Source organism: Novosphingobium sp. (assembly GCF_031424035.1).
GTDB lineage: Bacteria > Pseudomonadota > Alphaproteobacteria > Sphingomonadales > Sphingomonadaceae > Novosphingobium.
In genome coordinates this window covers 77,859-99,060 of record NZ_JANPGP010000027.1, presented here as the reverse complement: position 1 = coordinate 99,060, position 21,202 = coordinate 77,859, and the positions used below count along the sequence as shown (strand labels likewise).

General features: G+C 60.2%; 22 protein-coding genes. 8 read left to right on the top strand and 14 right to left on the bottom strand.

Annotated features, from left to right (window positions below):
* Window positions 1–137: 137 nt before the first annotated feature.
* From RMO89_RS03760 to RMO89_RS03735, 6 genes are all read left to right on the top strand, one after another.
* Window positions 138–758 (top strand): acyl-homoserine-lactone synthase, encoded by a 621-nt coding sequence (locus tag RMO89_RS03760; RefSeq protein ID WP_310531299.1) that lies wholly within the window; start codon window positions 138–140, stop codon window positions 756–758.
* Window positions 755–1,615: a phytanoyl-CoA dioxygenase family protein gene (locus tag RMO89_RS03755; protein ID WP_310531298.1), complete on the top strand. Its 861-nt coding sequence runs from the start codon at window positions 755–757 to the stop codon at window positions 1,613–1,615. Before RMO89_RS03760 ends, RMO89_RS03755 begins: the two co-directional genes overlap by 4 nt.
* On the top strand, window positions 1,612–2,220 hold the full coding sequence (locus tag RMO89_RS03750; protein ID WP_310531297.1) for a GntR family transcriptional regulator: 609 nt from the start codon (window positions 1,612–1,614) through the stop codon (window positions 2,218–2,220). Before RMO89_RS03755 ends, RMO89_RS03750 begins: the two co-directional genes overlap by 4 nt.
* A gap of 364 nt (window positions 2,221–2,584) precedes the next feature.
* Window positions 2,585–3,067, top strand: a complete 483-nt coding sequence (locus tag RMO89_RS03745; protein ID WP_310531296.1) for a sigma-70 family RNA polymerase sigma factor — start codon at window positions 2,585–2,587, stop codon at window positions 3,065–3,067.
* A gap of 171 nt (window positions 3,068–3,238) precedes the next feature.
* A complete protein-coding gene (locus tag RMO89_RS03740; RefSeq protein WP_310531295.1) occupies window positions 3,239–5,602 on the top strand; it encodes a TonB-dependent receptor in 2,364 nt (787 codons plus the stop codon).
* Entirely contained in the window at window positions 5,602–7,743 is a 2,142-nt protein-coding gene (locus RMO89_RS03735; RefSeq protein ID WP_310531294.1) for an Atxe2 family lasso peptide isopeptidase, read from the top strand. The genes RMO89_RS03740 and RMO89_RS03735 overlap by 1 nt, the downstream gene beginning before the upstream one ends.
* On the opposite strand, the gene RMO89_RS03730 is transcribed toward RMO89_RS03735, so the two are convergent.
* The 6 genes from RMO89_RS03730 to RMO89_RS03710 form a co-directional block, all read right to left on the bottom strand.
* Window positions 7,729–9,297: an asparagine synthase C-terminal domain-containing protein gene (locus RMO89_RS03730; RefSeq protein WP_310531293.1), complete on the bottom strand. Its 1,569-nt coding sequence runs from the start codon at window positions 9,295–9,297 to the stop codon at window positions 7,729–7,731. The genes RMO89_RS03735 and RMO89_RS03730 overlap by 15 nt on opposite strands.
* A gap of 182 nt (window positions 9,298–9,479) precedes the next feature.
* The gene (locus RMO89_RS03725) at window positions 9,480–10,085 is read right to left on the bottom strand and encodes a lasso peptide biosynthesis B2 protein (protein ID WP_310531292.1); all 606 of its coding nucleotides are present in this window, start codon (window positions 10,083–10,085) and stop codon (window positions 9,480–9,482) included.
* Between the two features lie 58 nt (window positions 10,086–10,143).
* A complete protein-coding gene (locus RMO89_RS03720; protein WP_310531291.1) occupies window positions 10,144–10,281 on the bottom strand; it encodes a benenodin family lasso peptide in 138 nt (45 codons plus the stop codon).
* 459 nt (window positions 10,282–10,740) lie between these two features.
* On the bottom strand, window positions 10,741–10,998 hold the full coding sequence (locus RMO89_RS20460; RefSeq protein ID WP_409035509.1) for an FAD-binding protein: 258 nt from the start codon (window positions 10,996–10,998) through the stop codon (window positions 10,741–10,743).
* Window positions 10,999–11,098: 100 nt separating this feature from the next.
* On the bottom strand, window positions 11,099–12,190 hold the full coding sequence (locus tag RMO89_RS03715; RefSeq protein ID WP_310531290.1) for an acyl-CoA dehydrogenase family protein: 1,092 nt from the start codon (window positions 12,188–12,190) through the stop codon (window positions 11,099–11,101).
* The gene (locus RMO89_RS03710) at window positions 12,190–13,296 is read right to left on the bottom strand and encodes an acyl-CoA dehydrogenase family protein (protein ID WP_310531416.1); all 1,107 of its coding nucleotides are present in this window, start codon (window positions 13,294–13,296) and stop codon (window positions 12,190–12,192) included. The genes RMO89_RS03715 and RMO89_RS03710 overlap by 1 nt, the downstream gene beginning before the upstream one ends.
* Here RMO89_RS03710 and RMO89_RS03705 point away from each other — a divergent pair.
* Window positions 13,201–13,530: a hypothetical protein gene (locus tag RMO89_RS03705; RefSeq protein ID WP_310531417.1), complete on the top strand. Its 330-nt coding sequence runs from the start codon at window positions 13,201–13,203 to the stop codon at window positions 13,528–13,530. The genes RMO89_RS03710 and RMO89_RS03705 overlap by 96 nt on opposite strands.
* Window positions 13,531–13,647: 117 nt before the next feature.
* Window positions 13,648–14,535, top strand: a complete 888-nt coding sequence (locus RMO89_RS03700) for an enoyl-CoA hydratase (protein ID WP_310531289.1) — start codon at window positions 13,648–13,650, stop codon at window positions 14,533–14,535.
* Window positions 14,536–14,557: 22 nt separating this feature from the next.
* Here the strand turns inward: RMO89_RS03700 and RMO89_RS03695 are convergent, their stop codons facing one another.
* The 8 genes from RMO89_RS03695 to RMO89_RS03660 all read right to left on the bottom strand — a co-directional run bounded on the left by RMO89_RS03695 (window position 14,558) and on the right by RMO89_RS03660 (window position 21,194).
* Entirely contained in the window at window positions 14,558–15,202 is a 645-nt protein-coding gene (locus RMO89_RS03695) for a 3-oxoacid CoA-transferase subunit B (RefSeq protein ID WP_310531288.1), read from the bottom strand.
* Window positions 15,199–15,843 carry a CoA transferase subunit A gene (locus RMO89_RS03690; RefSeq protein WP_409035510.1) on the bottom strand — a complete coding sequence of 215 codons (645 nt, stop codon included), beginning with the start codon at window positions 15,841–15,843 and terminating at the stop codon, window positions 15,199–15,201. Before RMO89_RS03690 ends, RMO89_RS03695 begins: the two co-directional genes overlap by 4 nt.
* A gap of 167 nt (window positions 15,844–16,010) precedes the next feature.
* Window positions 16,011–16,676: a TetR/AcrR family transcriptional regulator gene (locus tag RMO89_RS03685; RefSeq protein WP_310531286.1), complete on the bottom strand. Its 666-nt coding sequence runs from the start codon at window positions 16,674–16,676 to the stop codon at window positions 16,011–16,013.
* A gap of 92 nt (window positions 16,677–16,768) precedes the next feature.
* A complete protein-coding gene (locus tag RMO89_RS03680; protein ID WP_310531284.1) occupies window positions 16,769–17,836 on the bottom strand; it encodes a phosphotransferase in 1,068 nt (355 codons plus the stop codon).
* The gene (locus tag RMO89_RS03675) at window positions 17,833–19,008 is read right to left on the bottom strand and encodes an acyl-CoA dehydrogenase family protein (protein ID WP_310531283.1); all 1,176 of its coding nucleotides are present in this window, start codon (window positions 19,006–19,008) and stop codon (window positions 17,833–17,835) included. The genes RMO89_RS03680 and RMO89_RS03675 overlap by 4 nt, the downstream gene beginning before the upstream one ends.
* A 100-nt stretch (window positions 19,009–19,108) precedes the next feature.
* A complete protein-coding gene (locus RMO89_RS03670) occupies window positions 19,109–19,858 on the bottom strand; it encodes a glucose 1-dehydrogenase (protein ID WP_310531282.1) in 750 nt (249 codons plus the stop codon).
* A gap of 38 nt (window positions 19,859–19,896) precedes the next feature.
* Entirely contained in the window at window positions 19,897–20,418 is a 522-nt protein-coding gene (locus RMO89_RS03665) for a nuclear transport factor 2 family protein (RefSeq protein WP_310531281.1), read from the bottom strand.
* A gap of 14 nt (window positions 20,419–20,432) precedes the next feature.
* On the bottom strand, window positions 20,433–21,194 hold the full coding sequence (locus tag RMO89_RS03660; protein WP_310531280.1) for a glucose 1-dehydrogenase: 762 nt from the start codon (window positions 21,192–21,194) through the stop codon (window positions 20,433–20,435).
* Window positions 21,195–21,202 lie beyond the last annotated feature (8 nt).

Below are 21,202 nucleotides of genomic sequence, written 5' to 3'. Positions count from 1 at the left end.
GTGCCTTCCTCCGTAACCACGTGGCCACCGAAAAACACCCATCGCTCGCCAGCCATACCTACCCAGTTCTTGGTATGTCGCCCTCGGCCCTGCCCTGCTGAATAGCTCACCATGTCAAACTTGGCGGGGTAGCCAGCATGCATTCCGATCTCATTCCAGTTATTGCGTCTCAGGAAAATCCGGCGCTTCGGGCCATGTTCGAGGCGCGCAAGCGCGTGTTTGTCGACCTCCTCAAGTGGGATGTGCCGGTACTCGCCGATCGATATGAGATCGACCAGTTTGATACTGACGAGGCGGAATATCTCGTGCTCGTCGACGATCTCGCTGCACACCGCGCTTCAACCCGGCTGCTGCGGACCGAGGGCCCCCATATCCTGGCTGATCTCTACCCGTTCCTGTGTGAGGGGCCTGTGCCGCATGGGCCGACAACGCGGGAAATCACCCGTTTCTGTATTGAACCCACACTTGCCACAAGGGACCGGCGCCAGGCACGCAACCAGCTCGTCACCGCGCTGGTCGAGCATGCACTGCGCTCGGGTATCACTGATTACACCGGCGTTGCCGGGCTTTCCTGGTTCAAGCAGATCGAGGCCTTTGGCTGGGACTGCAGGGCGCTGGGGCAGCCGAGGCAGGTAGGCGGCGATCTTCTGGTTGGCCTGCATATCAGGATCGATGCAAGGACACCGGAAGATCTTTCCCGCACCGGTATCAACAGTCTCCTGACCTGCCGGCTTCCCGCAAAAGGAGGCCTGCAATGACCGGTGCAGCCAGCTATACAACGGAACTGCTTGATCGGGGCTTCTGCGTCATCCCGGATCTTCTACCTCCACAGGATCTGGCCCGGCTCGATGCCGACCTCGATCCGGTGTTCAGGCAAACCCCAATGGGCCAGGGATACTTCTACGGGTTCAGCACGAAGCGGATAGGCAGCTTGCTGCGCCGCTCGCCCATCGCTGCAAAGCTCGTCCTCCATCCGACCATCCTTGCAATCGTGGAGGATGTGCTTGGCGCGGCATGCGAGCGCGTGCAGCTCAACGTTGCCCAGGCGATCGAGATCCATCCGGGCGAGATCGAGCAGTTTCCGCACTGTGACCATGACATGTGGGCGGGCGTAAAAGGGCATCACGAATACCTGGTCAATGTCATGTGGCCGATCTCCGATTTTACCGCGCTGAATGGCGCAACGCGGATCTATCCCGGTACGCATCGCGGTCAGCTTGAATCATTGGAAGACCTGCCCGAACCGATAGTCACCGAATGCGAAGCCGGGTCAGCCATCTGTTTCCTGGGCTCGACCGTTCACGGCGCCGGCGCCAATCTGTCGCCCAATGTGCGCCGCGGCGTCGTGATTGGCTACAGTCTCGGCTGGCTCAAGCCTTATGAGAACCCGTGGCTGGCCTATCCTCCTGAGGTCGCCAGGCAATTCTCCCCGGAACTGGCAAGTCTGGTCGGCTATTCGCTCCATCGACCAAATCTCGGCAATTACGAGGGGCAATGCCCGTCGATCCTGCTCGCAGGCGATGTGCCTGAGTTTCCTCGCGCCACCGATGCCTTGCGTCCCGACCAGGAAGCTGCGGTCGCTGCCTTTGCGCAAGGATCTCAGGATCGGTCATGAGCCCTTCCCACGTCGTCGAGCCAACCTACCGCAAGCTCAAGCAAAGATTGCTCGAAGGGGTATGGCCGCTTGGGCATCGCCTCGAGGCCGCCCGCCTCGCCGATGAGCTCGGTGTCAGCATGACGCCCGTAAGGGACTGCCTTAACAGGCTTGTCGGCGAGCGACTGGTTGAGTTGCGCCCGGGAGAAGGGTTCCGGGTTGCTTATCTCAATGAGGGAGTGCTGCGCGACCTCTTCGAATTCAACGCCGCGCTCCTGGTCTTTGCTATTCATGTTTCCGGCCCCGGTCGGCAGCCCGGCCCGAGCGAAACGTCCAGTGAAAAGCACGCCGAACATGTTGCCGCGCTTTTCGACACCATTGCCAAGGTCGCGGGCAATGCCGTCCTCAGGGAGACGGTCGCCGCGCTCAATGACCGCCTGCACGCGGCACGATGCCTTGACCCGGGCTTCTTTGGTGATTGTGATATTGAGATCCAGCAGATCGCGGCCGATTTCCAGGAGGGTTCTGACAAGGACGCCTTGCGGCACAGGCTAATCGCGTACCACGAAAGGCGCAAACAGGCAGCCTCGCAGTATATTCGAACGCTGGGACAGGCAGCAGATTGAGCCAATTTGGCGCTAACAACGCACTTTCACCAAGCCGGTCCCTTGCGAAGATTCCAACTCACTGGCAGAATAATATTGCGCGGCAGACAAACTGGCAAAGACCCGCGTGGATAATTCCGCCAGGCATCAAGCACGCCCGTCCATCAAGCGGACAGGCGGCCGTTCCGGTGAAGGACTTCATGTTCTGACGGCGGCATAGCACTGGAAGTCGAGCCTCTTCGCGGTCCAGCGGAGCGGATATGGCTGTGCCTGTGCAGGTCCTTGCTTGGCAACTCTTCCCGAACTGGCGAACCCGCTCGCAACCGGGTCACCAAGGGCACCTACGCCCAATCGACCCGAAAACCCCAACTCTGCTGCGAGCCGGTTGCTCGAGGTCATCTATCACCAGGAACGCGCCGGCCTGATCCGCTACCTGCGCCGCAGCGCCGGCCGCGATGCTGCACCTGACCTTGCCCAGGAGGTCTTCCTGCGTGCAGCGGCCAGCAATCAGTTGCATCAGCTCATCAATCCGGCTGGCTACCTCTATAGCATTGCCCGCAACATGTTGATTGATCGGTCCCGCAGGATGCGATGCCGGTATGAGCCCCTGTCCCTGATCGAGGCGCACGATGCTCCAGTCGCGGCCGAGCAGGAATATGGAATCGAGGCCGACGATCTCCAGGCGGCCTATGAAATGGCCCTGACCAGCCTGCCCATTCGCACACGCCAGATCTTCATCATGAACCGCAGTGAAGAAAAGACTTACCACGAGATCCGGCGCGAGCTCGGCATCTCGATTGCCACGGTTGAATACCACATGATGAAGGCGCTCGCGTGCATCAGGCACGCCATCGATGCTTCGCGGTGAACCCGCTGGATTGGAGCCGTGTGGTTCGAGAAACCTGCTCAAATCCTGCATTTCCATCAGATCTGAAAAATAATCTCTTTTGAAACTAAGGTACCCGCCAAATCGTGCGTCAATTCCCTGCAGAGGCCAAGCCCGATGAGGCCTGGCCCCCAATCGAACAGGGAGCTCACCATGTCGCTACGCCTTCGAACCGTACCCGCCCTTCTTGCCGGAGCCGCAATCGCATTTTCATCGCAGCCGGGTGCTGCCCGCGAAAGCACCGGCACTTCTGCGCCTGTCCCATCGCCGGACCAGGACACAACGAGCGAAGAAAGATCCCGCGAAGAGGCAGACATCGTAGTGACCGGCTCGCGCATTCGCGGAGCACCAATTGCCAGCGAGGTCACGACACTGTCGCGTGATACGATCGTTTCGGCGGGCCAGGTCGATCTTGGCGAAGCCATGAGGTCCCTTCCGCAGAACTTTGGCGGCGGGCAGAACCCGGGGATCGGCACAGGCGCGGGTCTCGTCAACAGCAACGTCAATTCGGCGTCGAGCGTCAACTTGCGCGGACTTGGTCCCGATGCCAGCCTGACGCTGCTCAACGGACACCGGCTGCCCTATGACGGGGCGTTCGGCGGGGTCGACATCTCGGCCATTCCGCTGGCTGCACTCGACCGCATCGAAGTCCTGCCCGATGGTGCCTCGGCGCTCTACGGGTCGGACGCGGTCGCGGGGGTGGTCAACGTCATGCTGCGGCGTGACTACCAGGGCGTGACAACTTCGGCGCGGCTGGGGGCAAGCACCGACGGCGGCAACTTCCAGCAACAGGCCGATCTGGTTGCCGGCAGCAAATGGTCAGGCGGCGGCTTCATGGTCGCATACGATTTTGCCCACAATTCCGCGATTGCTGCCGGACAGCGCAGCTATGCGGCTTCGCTCGATCCGGCCAATTCGCTCTATCCTGCGCAGCGCCGCCATGCGGCGATCCTCAGCGCGCACCAGGATCTGGGCGGCGGCATCACCGCCAGCGTCGATGCCCTGTTCTCGAGGCGGGATTCGGAGACGGTCGGCGGCACGGCTGCAGCGCGCTACCTGTTCCAGCCCCACGTCGAATCGATGACCCTGGCGCCATCGCTCGAGGTCCCCCTGTCTGGTGACTGGTCGATCAAGGTCCAGGGAGCGCTTGGCCGCGACCGCACGCATTATGCCACGACGTTTACGCCGGCAGGTGGCAGTGCCAGCGTGACCAGCGGCTGCTTCTGCAATCGCTCCACCTCGGCCGAGATCGGCGCTGAAGGCCCGCTGTTTGCGCTCGCGGGCGGTGATGCCCGGGTGGCCTTCGGGGCAGGCTACCGCAGCAATGGCATGGCCTATACCCGGTTCGTCAATGGGGCGGCCAGCGGCTCCTTCGATGTCAGCCGGCGAAGCCACTTTGCCTATGGCGAGATCAATCTGCCGTTCGTTGCGCTTGAGAACGATCTGCGCGGGATCGATCGGCTGAACCTGTCGGCAGCGCTGCGCTATGAGGACTATCCCGGCATGGCGCAGCTCGCGACGCCGCGCCTGGGGCTGGTCTATGCGCCGACCTCCGGTCTGACATTGCGCGGAACCTGGTCGCGCTCGTTCAAGGCACCGACGCTCTATCAGCAGTACGTCGGGTACCAGACCTACCTTCTGCCTGCGGCTGCCTTTGGCGTGACGCCGGCGAGCGGCACGGTGATGTACGCGAGCGGCGGCAATCCCGACCTCAAGCCTGAACGCGCGCGAAGCTGGACGGCAGGCTTCGACCTGCATCCCGCATCGCTTCCCGGACTGAAATTGAGCGCGACCTGGTTCGATATCCGCTACCGGGACCGGGTGCTGCAGCCGATCGCCGGCTCGATCGCGGCAGCATTCCGTGATCCGGGCTATGCCAGCCTGCTCGACTTCTCACCCTCCGTCACGGAACTGACTGGCCTGATCGCCGGCGCGCAACTCGGGCTGCAGAACTTCACCGGGGGCGCCTATAATCCGGCGGCAGTCGTGGCGCTGGTCGACAACCGGAACATCAATGTCGCGGCACAGGCGATCCACGGGATCGATGTCCAGCTCGGTTGGAACAGGGAGCTTGGCGAGGGCCGCAAGCTTTCCTTCGACCTGGCGGGGACCTGGCTCGAAAGCGATCAGCAACTCACCAGCAGCCTGCCCGAAGTCCAGCTGGCCGGAACTGTGTTCAATCCGCCCAAGGTCCGCATGCGGGGCAGTGCGACCTACCAGACCGAACGGCTGCAGGTCTCAGGCTCGCTCAACTATATCGGCGCGCTGGCAGATCGGCGGTTTGCTACCGCCCGCAGATTGAATCCAAGCGCCACGATTGATCTGTCGGCGCGGTACAAAGTCTTGAAGGGCAGCGGCGAAGAGCCAGCATTCGCTGTCTCGCTCAGTGTGACCAACCTGTTCAATGCCAAGCCCAAGGTCATCCAGACGACGGGACCGACCGACACCCCCTATGATTCCACCAATTTCTCGTCAGTCGGTCGCTTTATTGCGGTCGGCATCTCGAGGCACTGGTAATGGGCCTCGCCCTCGCTGTCGTTCTGTCTCAGGCGACCCTGCCCGTCGTGGTTCAACCAATCGCGGGCGCAGATCCATGCGCGCGGTTCGATGTGAAACCGGAACCGGGCGGCCTTCGCCCGGTCAGCAGCCGAGATCTTGCCGAGCTGACCGACATCGGTCGTTCGGATCCCAACGAGGCCCCCAGTCCCTTCGGGGTCTCACCTGATGGCAAGGAGATCGCCTTCCTGGTGCGGCGCGGCAATCCCGATGCCAACGCGTTTTGCCAACGGCTGTTGGTGAAGCCGCTCCGCGGCCCGGGAGCCCCGCGCGAGGTCGACCGGGGCGGCGAGTTCATTCGTGACACCTTTGTCCTGCGCAATTTCACAGCCGTCGAAGCCGGCTATGCCAAGGTGATCACCCCGCGCTGGTCGCCGGACGGGACGCGCATTGCCTATCTCAAACGCCAGTCCGGCAAGACGCAGGTCTGGCTGGTGAATTCGAAGAACACGGCAGGCGCACACCAGGTGACCAGCCTGCCCGACGATGTCGTGGACTTTGCCTGGACGCAGGACGGAAACGGCCTCATCGCCGTCTCCCGGCCAGCGCTGCGCCGGCAGGCCGAAGCCTTCGCGAAAGAAGCGCGCGGCGGTTACCTCTTTGACGAGCGCTTTTCTCCGCAATACGCGGCGAAGCCCTTACCAACCGCGCCTATCCCCCTCGAATATGTCCATTGGAACCTTGCCGACGGGGCCTCGCGCGCAGCAAGTTCGGACGAAATTGCCCGGCTCGTTCCGACAAGGCCCGCAGGCCTGCCAGCAAAGGCTCGCGGATTTGCCGCCAGTCCTTCCGGGACGCTCGCCTGGAGTGAGGCCAAGTATCCCGATCAACTATTAAGCCCTTCTAAGCTGGTCATAGCCGATGCCATTGGACGCCGGTGGATCTGCTCAGAAAAGCGCTGCGAGGGCGTGTCCCGGCTTTGGTGGTCGCAGGACGGGCAGACACTCTACGCCTTGCAGCGCACAGGCTGGGCGAAAAGCCAGACCGCCCTTCTTGCCTGGCGGGTCGGAAAACGCGCACCGCGCCAGGTCATGGTGACCGATGACGCGCTGATCGGCTGCGCCAAACCGGAGCGCGAGATCCTTTGCGCGCGCGAAGGCGCGGTACAGCCTCGCCGTCTCGTAGCAATCGACCCGGAGACTGGCCGCGAACGGCTGATCCATGATCCCAATCCGGGGTTCAGCCTGCTTGCGCTCGGCACGGCGAAGCGCCTCCGCTTCCGCAATGTCTACGGGGTCGAAAGCTACGCTGACCTCGTTCTTCCTCCCGGCCATCGCCAAGGCGAGCGCCATGCAATGGTGGTCGTGCAATATATCAGCGACGGTTTCCTGCGCGGCGGAACCGACGACGAATTTCCGATCCAGGCGCTTGCCGGCAAGGGCTTTGCCGTCCTGAGCTTTTCGCGGCCCGACTTCGTGCCCGCGGCCCTTGAGGCACCGAGCGAACTTGCGATGCGCAAAGCGAACCGCAAGGACTGGATCGATCGCCGCTCAGTGCAATCGTCGCTTGAGACTGCGGTAAACCTGGCAATCGCGACCGGCTCGGTCGATCCTGATCGCATGGGCATCAGCGGGTTCAGCGACGGAACCTCGACCGTCCAGTGGGCCCTGATCAACAGTTCGCTGTTCAAGGTCGCCGCGCTTGGAGCGTGCTGTGAAGACTTGCAGGCCTACCCCTTGCTCGGGGGGCCGGCTTTCGAGCAATTCGGGCGCGAGATGGGTTACCGCTTCTTCGAGACTGGCGCGGAGGAATTCTGGAAGCCGATGTCGCTGGTGCTGAATGCAGACCGGATCGATACGCCGATCCTGATCCAGACCGGTGACAGCGAATATACCATCGGGCTAGATGTCGTCGCAGCATGGCGCCTGCGGAAGAATCCCATCGAGCTCTATGTCCTCGATCATGAAGGCCATTTCAAATGGCAGCCGGCGCACCGGCTCGCCATCTATGAGCGGGCAACAGAATGGTTCCAGTTCTGGCTCATGGGGCGCATGAACTGTGCAGGTGACAGGCTTGCACAATACCAGCGTTGGAAGGCGATGAAGGGAGCGCCCCCTGCCGAGACGTTGACCTGCGAGACGGGCACCTCACCTGGTCCATGACCGGGCCCATGCTTCGGCTTCCGCAAGATCGAGCAATCGGTAGATGATGGAATCACCTGACTCCACACCGACGGCGAGGGCCGCCTCAGTTGCCTCCCGGTCGACAAGGCCATGGCTGGCAAGAAGTCCGCCCAGCAACATGTCACGGATCTGGGATCGCCGGTCGTCAAACAATTTGCGGATGAAGCTGTCCGGTCCCGATTTGGATGTCCGCCATACGACGTCTTGCGGCAGGTCCTGCGCAAAGGCAGCACGGGCCACCGCACGATTGATACCGCCCTTGCACCAGAGCCATGTAGGATAGGACAGGCAGAGCTCGACAAGCGGCTGGCTCATCAACGGCGAGAAGCGGCGCGGCACGCTTGCAGGCGCAAGGCCGTGCAAGTGGTTCTGGCAGCGCATGATCAGGGCAAGGTGGTCGCGCTTACCAAGGTGGCGGCCAACCTCCGCGTCAAACCATGGGGTCAGTGGCACGACCTCCGAGCCAGGCAGGCTCCCGCCTGCCAGCACGCGCTCATCCGGCGCCCAGAGGCCAGTCGGCGGTGGCCGCAGCGCTCGCCGCATGACAGCGCGCGCCATTGATCCCGTGTCGCATCCGGTCAACCGGCACATGTCGAGGAATGTGCCAAGCGTCGCGCGGCCGGGCCCGCGGCAACGCAGGCTGTCCACCACTGCCGCTGAGGAATGCAGGAAGCAGAAGAGGTTGTCGCCGCCATTGCCATCGAAAATGACCTGGGCACCGAGTTCGTTGCCCGCAAGCCCGAGCGCACGATCAAGCGCCTGCAGGAAGGTCTTGCGCTGGGGACGCGGCAAGCCATGAGAGGCAGGATGATCGAGGTCGACCAGGCCAGCATCATAGATGCTGGCGACAGCAGGGACATGCAGATGCTCGGCCAGTCGATGCACAAATCTCCGCTCGTCCCCGCTGGGATCGGCTGTCGACAGGGTGATGCAGCCGAAGGCTTGCCCAGCCCTCGCCAGCGCGGCGCAAATCAAGGATGAATCGACACCGCCCGAAGCGGCAACAGCCGTGTTCCCGAAGAAACCTGCCCATGCACCGATGACCGCCGTAGCAAGCTCACGCAATTCCTCTGCCGCGTCATTGAACGCCATGCCTTCTCGTGACGGCATAAACATATCGGGGCACCAGATCGTCCTGACCACTGCTTGCTCGTGCCCGAGCGAAACCAGAACTCCCGGTTCGAGTTCGCGCACCTTCGCGAGGCAGGTCGATCTCTGGCGCAGCTCTGGCCATCGCAAATAGGCATGCAGATCGGCCCAGGATACCGCTGGTACAGCCAAACCCGCCGCAGCCAGCAGGGTAAGATCAGAAGTCACAATGATGTGGTTGCTCGTTTCCAGCCGGAACACCTGCAAGAGCCCCGAAGGGTCGGGGAACACGAACAGACCGCCGGAATGAGGATCAGGCAGGATTGCCAGGTAAGCCCCCCAGCACTCGCGCACCAGCCACTCGGCGAGGCGCAAAGGAGATCCATTAACGGGGGCATGATCGGGCAACGCCCTCAGTGGCGCGGCCGTGCTGCGATCGAACATGGCACCTGCAATCCAGACGCCTGCATCGAGATCGAAAGCCTCCGAACAATCACCAAGCCAGATACGAGGTCCCTCGCCGCACACGTCCATGATTTGTGAAACAGGGTGGATGCACGCTGCCAGATCAGGCCCGCTTCCCGGCTTCATCCGGCGCGGAACTGCAAGCAGGAACCGATGTGAGGTCATACGACGAGGATGGGCGAGTAGCGTTGCACCTCTTCCAGGCTGTCATTCAGCACTGCTCCGCCGTCCTGCACCCAGCAATGGGCAGCAAACGGCGCGAGCTTGACGCCCAGGACGACGTGGACGCGGCACTGCCTGGCGGCAAGGCAAAGCGCCAGCGCAATTGACCGCGGCAGGCAGCGATCAGCGGTCGAGCGCAGCAATCTTGCTTGCTCGAAAGCCCGGACGACGCGTGCTCCCTTGCTCCCCAGTTCGAAGTAGTCCCGATCAGCCACGACATGTCGTACTTCATTGATCACTGAGTGAAATGAGCGGGATTCCAGCCGCCGTTCGATCCGCCGCTGCATCCAGATGGCCCGGGCGATTTCTCCCAGCCGGAATGGACCGTGATCGATGTCCGGAGAGACTGTCGCCGGTAAGGTCCAGGTCGCAGGACGAGGAAGGCACATCGGCTGTACTGGAAAGTCCAAATCCCGCCTCGCCTGAGCCGCGACGAACTCCCGGTTGCACGCATCCGGGAGCCGGAAATAGCGATCCTGCGCGATGTCGAGGAACACTGCCGTCCCATCGATTATGGTCCATGCCAGTTCATCGAGATTGAACATCGTCCGGCCCGGATTGGCGAGAGAGAACGCGCGCCCGAGGACGCGCGTTCTCCTTCGGTCAGTCTTCGATGGCACCGACAACGTAGCGCAGCAGACCGCCGCTCACGTCGATGTCGAAGATCGCCTGCCCCTTGGTCTCGACCGAGGCCTGGCCCAGGTCGATCAGGGTTTCGTCATGGAGTTCACGTTCCTTCATGGTTCAGTTCCTTCACACTTCGAAGCGACTCAATCAGTCGCAGTCCAAAGGTGGCGCGCTGAGCTCGGACCGACCATTTTATAATTATATTATAATCAGACATGCCATAGGAGGCGTAAAATGACCGGGAGTTGGAAGGCACGTGTTGGGACGCGCACCGGTGCCTTTAGCTTGTTGCCTGGACATGCGCACTGGATCCCGGTCATGCGTCCGCGAGCAGACGCAACGCAATAACTGCCGATTCGACGCGGTTCGGGAAAGCCTGCCAGGTTCGATTTTACACTTCTATCTTCGATTGGTTGCTATTGTCTGTGCCTTCACAAAGGGGCGACGTGCTCGATAAAGTTTTCCAAGGTGAATATTCGGATGTCCTCAAGAGCGTAGTTCATCAAATCGAGACACAAGCTTTTTAGCGTCAATTGACCAGGTGCTGGATCGAAGACGGGAAAGAAGCCTTGCCTACGCAGATTCAACTACTCTGAGCTTAAGTGCCGTTAATGCCGCGAGATAGCCGAGAACAATTTCGGACCTTAAGTTGATGCCTCCCGCATGATAGTGGCCACCCATCATGCTTGCCGTCTCGGTGTGGGCGGCAAAGAGCGACGTTATTGGTTGCCCATAGTCGTTCAGGACGCGCGCGTGCGGACCGGTGGCCAGTCCGGCAAGCTGCCGAAGTTGCCCGGAACGACCACGACCGCGTGGCCTCAGCTGCCTCACGCATGCTGCTAGGAAAGCCAATCCGAACTAAGGTCGCGGTTTAGGCGTCCGCTAGATTTGAAATCTGTCGGCGCTGAACAAGCTATGATGCTTGCACATCCTAAAGTGCTGCCAAAATTGAAAGCCGCTCCGCATGATGATAGCTGTCACCAAACATCGAACGAATGGTGGCAAGCCGTTTGAAGTAGTGGCCGACAATCAGTTCATCCGTCACGCCGATCCCGCCATGCAGTTGCACCGCACCTTCGCTAACCAATTGGGCGGCGGCGTTGACGCGAAGTTTGGCCGCCGAGGTGAGCAGTTCGGTGCCGCTGTGGTTGCCATCATATGCAGATATCGCGGCACGAACGATGGCACGTGCTTCCTGTTCAATGACATGCATGTCAACGAGGCGGTGCTGCAGAGCCTGGAACTTGCCGATGGGCATGCCGAATTGCTTGCGCGTCTTCACATATTCCAATGTCGTCTGGTTCAACGCAGTCATGACCCCCAGCGCCTCGCAGCAGATGGCGATAGTTCCAAGGCACACAATTCGGCTAAGCGACGCAGCAACGTCTGCCATTTGCAGACGCTTGGCAGTTACGCCGTCTAGTTGCAGATCCGCTGCCCGGCGCCCATCGAGAAGGGCAAATGGCGTTCGGCTAAATCCTTGTGCATTCGCTTCCACAAGGAACAGCGCCAATCCATCAGGGGTTGCGGCAGTGACCAACAATCGCTGAGCTACGTCTCCGCCAAGAACGAACAATTTTTCTCCGCTCAGTCGCCAATCGGCACCATCGAGCTTCGCCATCACTACTGATGATCCATCCAAGTGAGCCAACGCGAAGACTGTCTCGCCAGATGCGATCCGTGGAAGCATGTCCGATTTGGCGGCAGGATCAGCACATTGACCGAGCAAGCTTCCTGACAGGATCACGCTGGCAAGGTAAGGTTCCAGCATCAATCCGCGGCCAGCAGCCTCCATGATGATTGCTACACCAATCGCGCCTCCGCCGAAGCCGCTGTGTTCGGGATCCAGCGGCAGGGCGTGCCAGCCGAGCAGCGCCATTTCATGCCAGTCATCACGGGAAAAGCCGACAGCGCTAGCGGACAGCTCCCGCCAGCGATCTAGCGTCAGCCTCTCATCGGCAAACCGCTGGACGGTATCTGCGAAGCTGGCGAGGATGCCATCATCGATTGCGCTGGCTTCCATCAAAGTTCCAGTACGACTTTGGCTAGGATGTTGCGCTGAATCTCGCTGCTTCCGCCATAAATCGTGGCTGCGCGATCATGCAGGTGTCCGTCGATCGCTCCTGCACCGCCCAGCGGCAATCGATCGGCGGGCAGGCTGCTTCCCGGAATATGGTGCGCCAATCCTCCAGCGCCCAGTGCATCGACTTGTGCCGAAGTTATCGACTGAATCAACTCAGACCCAAGGACTTTGAGTACCGATGCCAGCGCACCCGGATCCCTCCCGGATTGCGCCTGTGCCAGCAGGTCATAGCTGAGGCTTTCGACCCCGAGAATTCTGGCTTCAAGACCCGCACACCGCCGCTTCCAGCCAAGATCGGCCGCAAGAACACGTCCGTCGCGCAAGGGCGTTTGCAGGAAATGCTGCAATTGGACCATGAGGCGCTGTGCCCTGCCAACTTCGGCGGCAAGCAGCCTTTCATTTCCCAGCAGGAACTTGGCGTAGGTCCATCCGCCACCTTCTTCGCCGATCAGGTTCTCAGTGGGTACACGGACATCTTCGAGAAAAATCTCGTTGATGTGGTGCTCGCCGTCAATCGTGCCGATCGGGCGCACGGATACGCCGGGGCTGGCCATGTCAATCAGCAGGAACGAGATACCCCGCTGCGGTGCGACGGACGAATCGGTTCGCACCAGGGCAAACATCCAGTTCGCCCAGTGCGCCATTGTGGTCCAGGTTTTCTGGCCATTGACGACATAGTGCGCGCCGTCACGGACAGCGGTTGTCCTGACTGCGGCAAGGTCAGATCCGGCGCCTGGTTCCGAATAGCCCTGGGCCCACCAGGTTTCGGCGCGGGCTATAGGGCCAAGCCAACGTGCTTTCTGGGCCGCGTTGCCGAAGGTATAAATGACCGGTGCGACATAAGTGATGCCGAAGGGCACAAGCCAGGGAGATCCCGCACGGTATAGTTCATTCTCGAAAACCCAGCGCTGCAACCGCGTCCAGCCGCGACCGCCCCATTCTTCGGGCCAGTGAGCCACCAGCAAACCGCCTTCGGCCAGAATGCCGTGCCAGCGCAGGTGATCCTCGCGCGAGAGATGCTCCCCAAGCAGAACCTTGCTGCGGATATCCTCTGGCAGGCGTGTCTTGCAGAAACTTCGCACTTCCTCTTTCAGCAAGGCAAGCGCTGGGTCGGCGCGGCATTGCAGATCAAGCAGGATATCGCGGAAGTCGGTTTGCATAGCTTAAGTCATCCGCTCCCGGCTCCAAGAGTGTGCGCAAGCTGGAGTCTGCCTGTCGTCATTCAAAATATGATTAGCGAATCAGAAGTCAATACGCAATTGGATTCCGAAGGTTTGTGATCGCCCCCGCCGCAAGCCAGGCGCGAACATTAATTGACTGACGAATCATAATTCAGTTATAGACGGTCTAGCATCCCGGCTGACGAGGTGCATCGATATTCCGCGGAAAGACAGTCCATGACCGAAGCTCTCGCCACCGTTCTTTATACGACGCCAAAACCAGGCATCGCACGCATCGTGCTGAACCGTCCTGGTCAGGGTAACGCGCAGAACACCCAGATGACTTATGACCTCAATTCCGCGCTGATGCGGGCGGCGCATGATGACAGCGTCAAGGTCATCATCATCGGCAGCGACAGCAAGCACTTCTCAACGGGCCATGACCTCAAGGATCACGATCACGATGCCGTGGTCGCGGCAAATCCGCCCATGGGCGTGTATGGCGATGTCGATACCGGCACGGTTGCCGGCTACTACGCATGGGAACGCGAGGTCTATCTCGATGCGTGCCGTCGTTGGCGGTCGATTCCGAAACCCGTGATCGCCGAAGTGCGCGGGGCCTGTTTCGGTGGCGGCCTGATGCTGGCCTGGGTGTCCGACATCATTATCGCGTCTGCCGATGCGTTCTTTTCTGACCCGGTGATCAACATCGGCGCCAACGGCGTCGAATTCTTCGCTCACACCTGGGAACTGGGTGCGCGCAAGGCCAAGGAAATGCTGTTCACCGCCGATAGCTGGACAGCTGCCGAAGCGAAGGAAAGCGGCATGGTCAATCACGTGGTCGCGCGTGAAGAGCTTGAGGATTTCACCATGGCCATGGCGGAAAAGATTGCCGCCAAACCTGCGTTCGCGCTCAAGATGGCGAAAGAATCGGTCAATGCATCGATCGATTCCCAAGGCCAGACCGACGCCATCGACAAGGCATTTCTATTCCACCAGTTGTGCCACGCGCACAACCGGGTCGAATTCGGCGGCGTTCTTGATCCGCGCGGACTGCCGGCAACCGTGCTGAAGGCTGGCAATCTGAGCAAATTGGTGATTGGCAACTACAAGCCTGAAGACTGAAACCGGCCTGTCGGCCAGCGGATCAGTCTTCCAGATAGTCTGCCTCCGTCTTGGCCCGGATTTCTTCGCGGCTCACCCCTTCAGCCACCTCAATGAGGCGGAAGGGCGAGCCTTGGCGATCGGCGCGTGAGAATACGGCCAGGTCCGTAATGATCATGTCGACAACGTTGCGGCCAGTCAGTGGCAGGGTGCAGGACTTTCGAAACTTCGCCTGACCATCGCGGGCAACATGCTCCATCAAGACAACGATGCGCCGGCAGCCCGCCACCAGATCCATCGCACCGCCCATGCCCTTGACCATTTTTCCAGGGATCATCCAGTTGGCGATGTCGCCGGATTCAGCCACTTCCATGGCGCCCAGGATTGAAAGGTCCATGTGCCCGCCACGGATCATGGCAAAGCTTTCTGCCGATGAGACAAAGGCCGTGCGCCCAATGGCGGTAACCGTCTGCTTGCCGGCATTGATCAAATCAGGATCAACCTGCGATTCCAGCGGAAATGGCCCGATGCCGATCATGCCGTTTTCGCTCTGGAAAGTGACATCGAGCCCTGGCGGCACAAGATTGGCTACCAGGGTGGGGATTCCGATGCCGAGGTTCACGTAAAAACCGTCGCACAATTCGCGTGCAGCCCGTGCCGCCATCTGATCGCGGTTCCAGCCCTTCATGCCACCTCCATCCGCACCGTGCGTTGCTCTATGCGCTTTTCAAACTGGCCAAGGACAATGCGGTCGACATAGACCCCGCAGGTTTGGATCATGTGCGGATCAAGCTCTCCTTCATCGACGATTTCCTCCACCTCGGCCACGCAGACACGCCCGCAGGTGGCCACCATCGGATTGAAATTCTGCGCGGTGTGCCGATAGGTCAGATTGCCTGATCGATCGGCTTTCCACGCCTTCACGATTGACAGATCGGCAGTCAGTCCGGTCTCGAGGACAAACGTTTCGCCCCTGAAGTCCTTGTGCTCCTTGCCCTCGGAAACCAGAGTTCCCACTCCGGTGCGAGTATAGAAGCCGGCAATCCCGGCTCCTCCGGCGCGGATCCGTTCCGCCAATGTCCCTTGCGGGTTGAATTCGATTTCAAGCTCGCCCGCCAGAAACTGGCGCTCGAATTCCTTGTTTTCGCCAACATAGGAAGAGATCATCTTCTTCACCTGGCGCGATTGCAGGAGCAGCCCAAGCCCGAAGTCATCCACGCCGGCGTTGTTGGATATGATGGTCAAATCCTTGACCCCCGACTGCTTGATCGCGGCAATCAGGTTTTCAGGAATGCCGCATAGGCCAAATCCTCCTGCGGCAATCGTCATGCCATCGCGCAGTATGCCGGCAAGGGCGATCGAGGAACTGGCAAATATCTTGTCCACATCAGGCCCCTTGTGATCAATGAATCATCAATCACTATTTCCTCGAACGATGTTGGTCAATGACCTCTCGCAGGGCACTGGTCGAAATTCGGATGCGGTGAATTGCCTCTTCAGCGTGAGGCCATGTAGCCATTTATGCCGTCGGCCACGAATTTGAGATAGGCCTCAAGTTTGCCGGGCGGTAGCGGCTTGATCACGTGGTTGGTCACGCCATAGCGCATCAGCAGATAGGTGCGAGCCCCGATCAGCATGGTTGCCAGCGTTTCGTATTCATCATCCGATCCGAGGTCGTTCGGCCGGCTGCGACGCAGCGAGCGGGCATAGCCATGGGCCAGATCGTCATGATAGGCGTGGAAAGCTTCCGGCGCGAAGAGCTCCGCCTCGGACAACACGCGATAGATGTAGGGATGCTTTGTCAGGTAGGCGAAGTTGGCTTCAAGGCCGCGTTGCTCAAGTTCGCTGATATCGCGGACGTCGACGATGGCATCGGCAATCATCTTCAGCATCTCTGCGCCCAATGTCGGCAGGACCTGATTGAACATGTCCTTCTGCGAAGAGAAATGGAGATAGAATGCACCGTGCGAAATCTTTGCCTTGGCGGTTACGCGCGCGATCGAGCAGCCAGCATAGCCGTATTTGCCGATAATCTTGCCGGCCGCTTCCAGAATTTCCAGCCGTGTGGCTTCGCTCTTCTGGGCGCGGCGTGTTGAAACTGGGCGCTTGCGCGGAAGGCCACCATTGAGAGTCGGGCTTGTCTGGGTCAAAATGAATACCACGCGTCAATGGGTTGAACGGCGATGCCGCATTTCCGGAAGAAACTTGCTAGCGTTGCATGGGACTGTTGGGTAGTCGAAAAAGCAACGCCGCCCTACTTGCATGCCTCCATGCTTTGCCGCGCCATTTTCGCCAGAATTGGGAAACTTTGCGCGCGTTCGCGTGCATTAGCACTCGCCGCAGTGCCGCGGACAACCCTGCCTTTTATGCCATGAAAAATTGCCGCGAGCCGAAACAGGTTGAACGCGAGGTAGAATTCGAAATCCGGCATTCCTGAGCGTCCCGAACGATCACAGTACGCAGCCACGTAGTCGGCTTCAGACGGGATATTGAGCGCCGCAGTGTCCGCGCCGTGCAGTCCCGCAACAATAGCCGGCGGCATCCTGTACATCATGGCATGATAGGCAAAATCGGCGAGAGGGTGGCCAAGTGTGGAAAGCTCCCAATCCAGTACGGCAAGAACCCGCGGCTCGCTGGGGTGAAAGATCATGTTGTCGCAACGAAAATCGCCATGCACGATAGCCGCTTCGTCGCCAGCCGGAATGTTCTCAGGCAGCCATGCAACCAGCGCATCCATGTCAGGATCGCGTCCGGCGTCCGTGTCGTCAAGGTACTGGCGAGACCAGCGTCCGATCTGACGGGCGAAATAATTGCCTGGCTTGCCATAGTCGCCCAGCCCGATCGCCACCGGGTCGAAGGCATGCAACTGCGCCATGGTCGCATTCATCGCATCGAAATAGGCAGGCCGCTCTGCGCGCAACACGTCAGGAAAGGTGGCGTCCCAGAAAATCCGGCCCTCGACCATTTCCATGACATAGAACCAGGTACCGATAATCGCATCGTCCGTGCAAAGCCCGTGGACATGCGCCACGGGAAACCCGGCCTTGCCAAGCGCCGACAGGACCTTGGCCTCGCGGTCTATCGCGTGGGCGCCGGGAAGCAGTAGGCCCGGAGGCTTGCGCCGCAAGACGTAGGCCCGGCCTGGCGTCGTCAGTTTATAGGTCGGATTTGACTGCCCCCCTTTGAACTGCGTGACCGACAATGGCCCGGAAAAGTCCGGCACGTTATCTGCCAGCCAACGCGCCAAGGCTGCTTCATCGAAGGCAAAACCTTCGCGTACCGCCGATGTACCAAGATTGGCGCCGTGATCCTGCGTGCTCATGCCTTGGCAGCTTTCCAGTCCCGCTTAATCTTCTTGGCGAGACTCCACTTGTGGACTTCGGTCGGGCCGTCATATATCCGAAAAGCACGCACTTCGCGGAAGATCTGTTCGACAACGGTCTTGTCGGTCACTCCGGTGCCGCCCATCACCTGCACGCAGCGATCCGCAATTCGCATCAGCGCTTCCGAGACGGCAACCTTGGCCATCGAGCTCTCCACTGTGCCCAGTGACCCTGTGTCCAGCACCGAAGCGCACCAGTCGATCATCAATTCAGCCTGCTTCAGGTCGATGAGGTTTTCTGCCAGCATGAAGCCGACGCCCTCGTGCTCGATCAGCACCTTGCCAAACGCCTGCCGACGATTTGCATAGTCGGTGGCGATTTCCTGAGCTCGCACACACGCTCCGTACCAGCGCATGCAGTGAGACAGGCGGGCCGGAGACAACCTTACCTGCGCGTAGGAGAATCCTTCGCCCGCGTTGCCAAGCATCTGGTCAGCCGGAACGCGCAAATTGTCGATCGTGATGGTTGCGTGACCACCCGGCATCGATGTGTCGATGGTGTTTGGAACGTGATCAATCCGGATGGCCGGATCTGGCAGATCGACCAAAAACATGCACGCGCCTTCGTCCGCACGTGCCATGACGATGCCAACGGCGGCGCCCTGAGCTCCAGTAATAAACGCCTTGCGCCCGTTTACCACCCAATCGTTGCCATCCTTGCGGCAGGTCGTCTGCATCATCGAAGGGTCGGAGCCCGCCCCGCCTTCTTCGGCGGGTTCGGTCATGAAGAAGGCAGACCGGGCGCGCCCCTCGATCATGGGTACCAGGAACCGCGCCTTGATCTCCGCGCTGCCCACCTTGCCCAGCAGATACATGTTGCCCTCATCAGGAGCCATGGTGTTGCAGGCCAGCGGACCAAGCGGCGATAAGCCGGACTTTTGCAAGACGACAGCTGTTTCCCGCTGCGTCAGGTGATTTCCGTCCGGCAGGATATGAGGGGTCAAGACGCCAGCTGCGCGTGCCTTATCGCGCAGTTCAACTACCATTTCGTCCAGTGGCCCTCCGTGGTGATCGCGGCGTTGATCCTTTTCGTATGGAATGACCACATCGCGAACGAAGGCTTCGACGCGCGCAGCAATCTCTGCGGTGCGGGCTGCTCCTGCCCCGCTCAACGCCGGTACTCTGCAACAAAAGTGCGGACCGAAACAATGTTTTGGCTGGCAGATATTTTCATCATCACTTCCTTCTCGAATTTCATGGTCATGGTGTGGGTCAGGCGGCTGTCCAGCCACCATCCACCGGAAGGGCGATTCCCGTCACAAAGCTGGCTTGCGGCGAAGCAAGCCACATGATGGCTTCGGCAACTTCATGAGCCTGCCCCAGCCGCCCAATCGGATGCAGCGCCGTCAGCCCATCAAGGAATCCTGGCTGCCCTGCTCGCGACTGGATCAGCGGCGTATCGATCACACCGGGGCAAACGGCATTCACCCGGATGCCTTGCGCGGAGTATTCCAGAGCGGCCGACTTGGTGAGGCCGATCACGGCGTGCTTCGTGGCGACGTAGTCGCTCGAATTTGCCTTTCCGATCAGGCCCAATGCAGAGGCATTGTTGATGATCACTCCCCCACCGGAGCGCATCATTGCCGTGATTTCATGGCGCATGCATTGCCAGACGCCTTTGAGGTTTACTCCGACGACCCGGTCAAAAGCCTCTTCCGCAATTTCCGCCAGCGGCACTCCGCTGCCACCGACCCCGGCATTGTTTACGGCCACGTCGAGGCGGCCATGGGTACTGACCAAGGCGTCAATCATCGCGCCGACAGCAGTTCCATCCCGGACGTCCAACGCAAAGGGAGCGGCCGTGCCTCCGCGCTCCGCGATGTCTGCTGCAATGCCTTGCGCCGCCCCTGCCGAAACATCGCACACTGCAACCACCGCACCGGCAGCGCCAAACGCTTGCGCCAAAACCGCGCCAATTCCCGACCCGGCCCCTGTCACGAGCACGACCTTGTCCTTGAACATGGGCATTCCCTTCGTTTTTGGGTGGAGTGGTGTCACGGTCAGATCTCCTGACCAAGCGAACGCAGCCGATAGACGGGATCGAGCCGGTCGCGCCGCCCGGGACTGCGAATGTTCCACTCCTCATCGGAATAGATCGGCCGGCGCTCTTCCATGTGATGCAGATCGCGCACAACCAGGCGATGCGCGATACGCCATTCTCCCAGCCGGCGTTCAAACCGGTCGAGGTAACGGGTTTGCACACTTTCCCTGTGAGTGCCGGTATCCCGCACGGCATCGGAATAGGATTCCACAAAGGCGACATCACCATCCAGTTCGATCAACACATTGCTGATCATGTGCTGGCAGTTGCCTGATCCACTCTCAAGCAGCATGCCGTTTATGAAAACGGCAAAATCCTTGCCCAGCCCCTTCCAGAAACCATGATCGTCGATGCCATCGTCGTGATAGACCGAGGCAAGCAACGCGACATCACCGCGATCAACGCCGCGGCAATAGCGATAGAGCACTTCAGTTATCGCCTGCTTGTCGAGCAGCTCCTGCAATTGTCGGTTATCAACCACGCGCCGGCTCCCGGTTACATCGTCAATCCGCCATCGACCGCCAGATCGATCCCGGTCACGAAACTGGCTTCGTCAGATGCCAGGAACAGCACGGCATTGGCGATTTCTTGCGGCCGGCCAATCCGCCCCATCGGATGGGCATCGATGGTTGTCTTCATCTGATCGCTCACCGCGCCGCCTCGAGCGGCAAGCACGCGTTCCTGCATCGGCGTCATTACCGAGCCGGGGCGCACGACGTTGCAGCGGATATTGTAGCCGGATCGGGCCAGATACAGTGCAGACGACCGGGTCAATTGCGCCATGCCCGCCTTGGACGATGAATAGGCTGCCATTTCCACATGCGCCTTTACCGACACTGCCGAGGTAATGTTGACGATCGAAGCCCACTCCGCCTGTTTCAGGATCGGCAAGGACAAGTGCATGCCCAGATAGGCGCTATCGAGATTGATGCGCAAAGTCCGCTGCCAATGATCGAACTGGGCATGTTCGATGTCCCCTTTTTCAGCAATCCCGGCGTTGTTCACCAGCGTGTCAAACCCGCCAAAGGCTTCGACGGCCTTGGCAATCACCTCATGCCATGATGCTTCCGACGAAACATCGTGAGCCAGAAACAGCGCGCCCTCACCAAGCTCTTGCGCAGATTCTGCTCCCTTTTCCGCCTGAATGTCGGTCAGAATAACGCGAGCGCCTTCCTCGATGAAACGGGTCGCGATCGCCTTGCCGATTCCATCAGCAGCGCCGGTAACGAGCGCCGTTTTTCCTGCCATGCGTCCCATCGAACCTG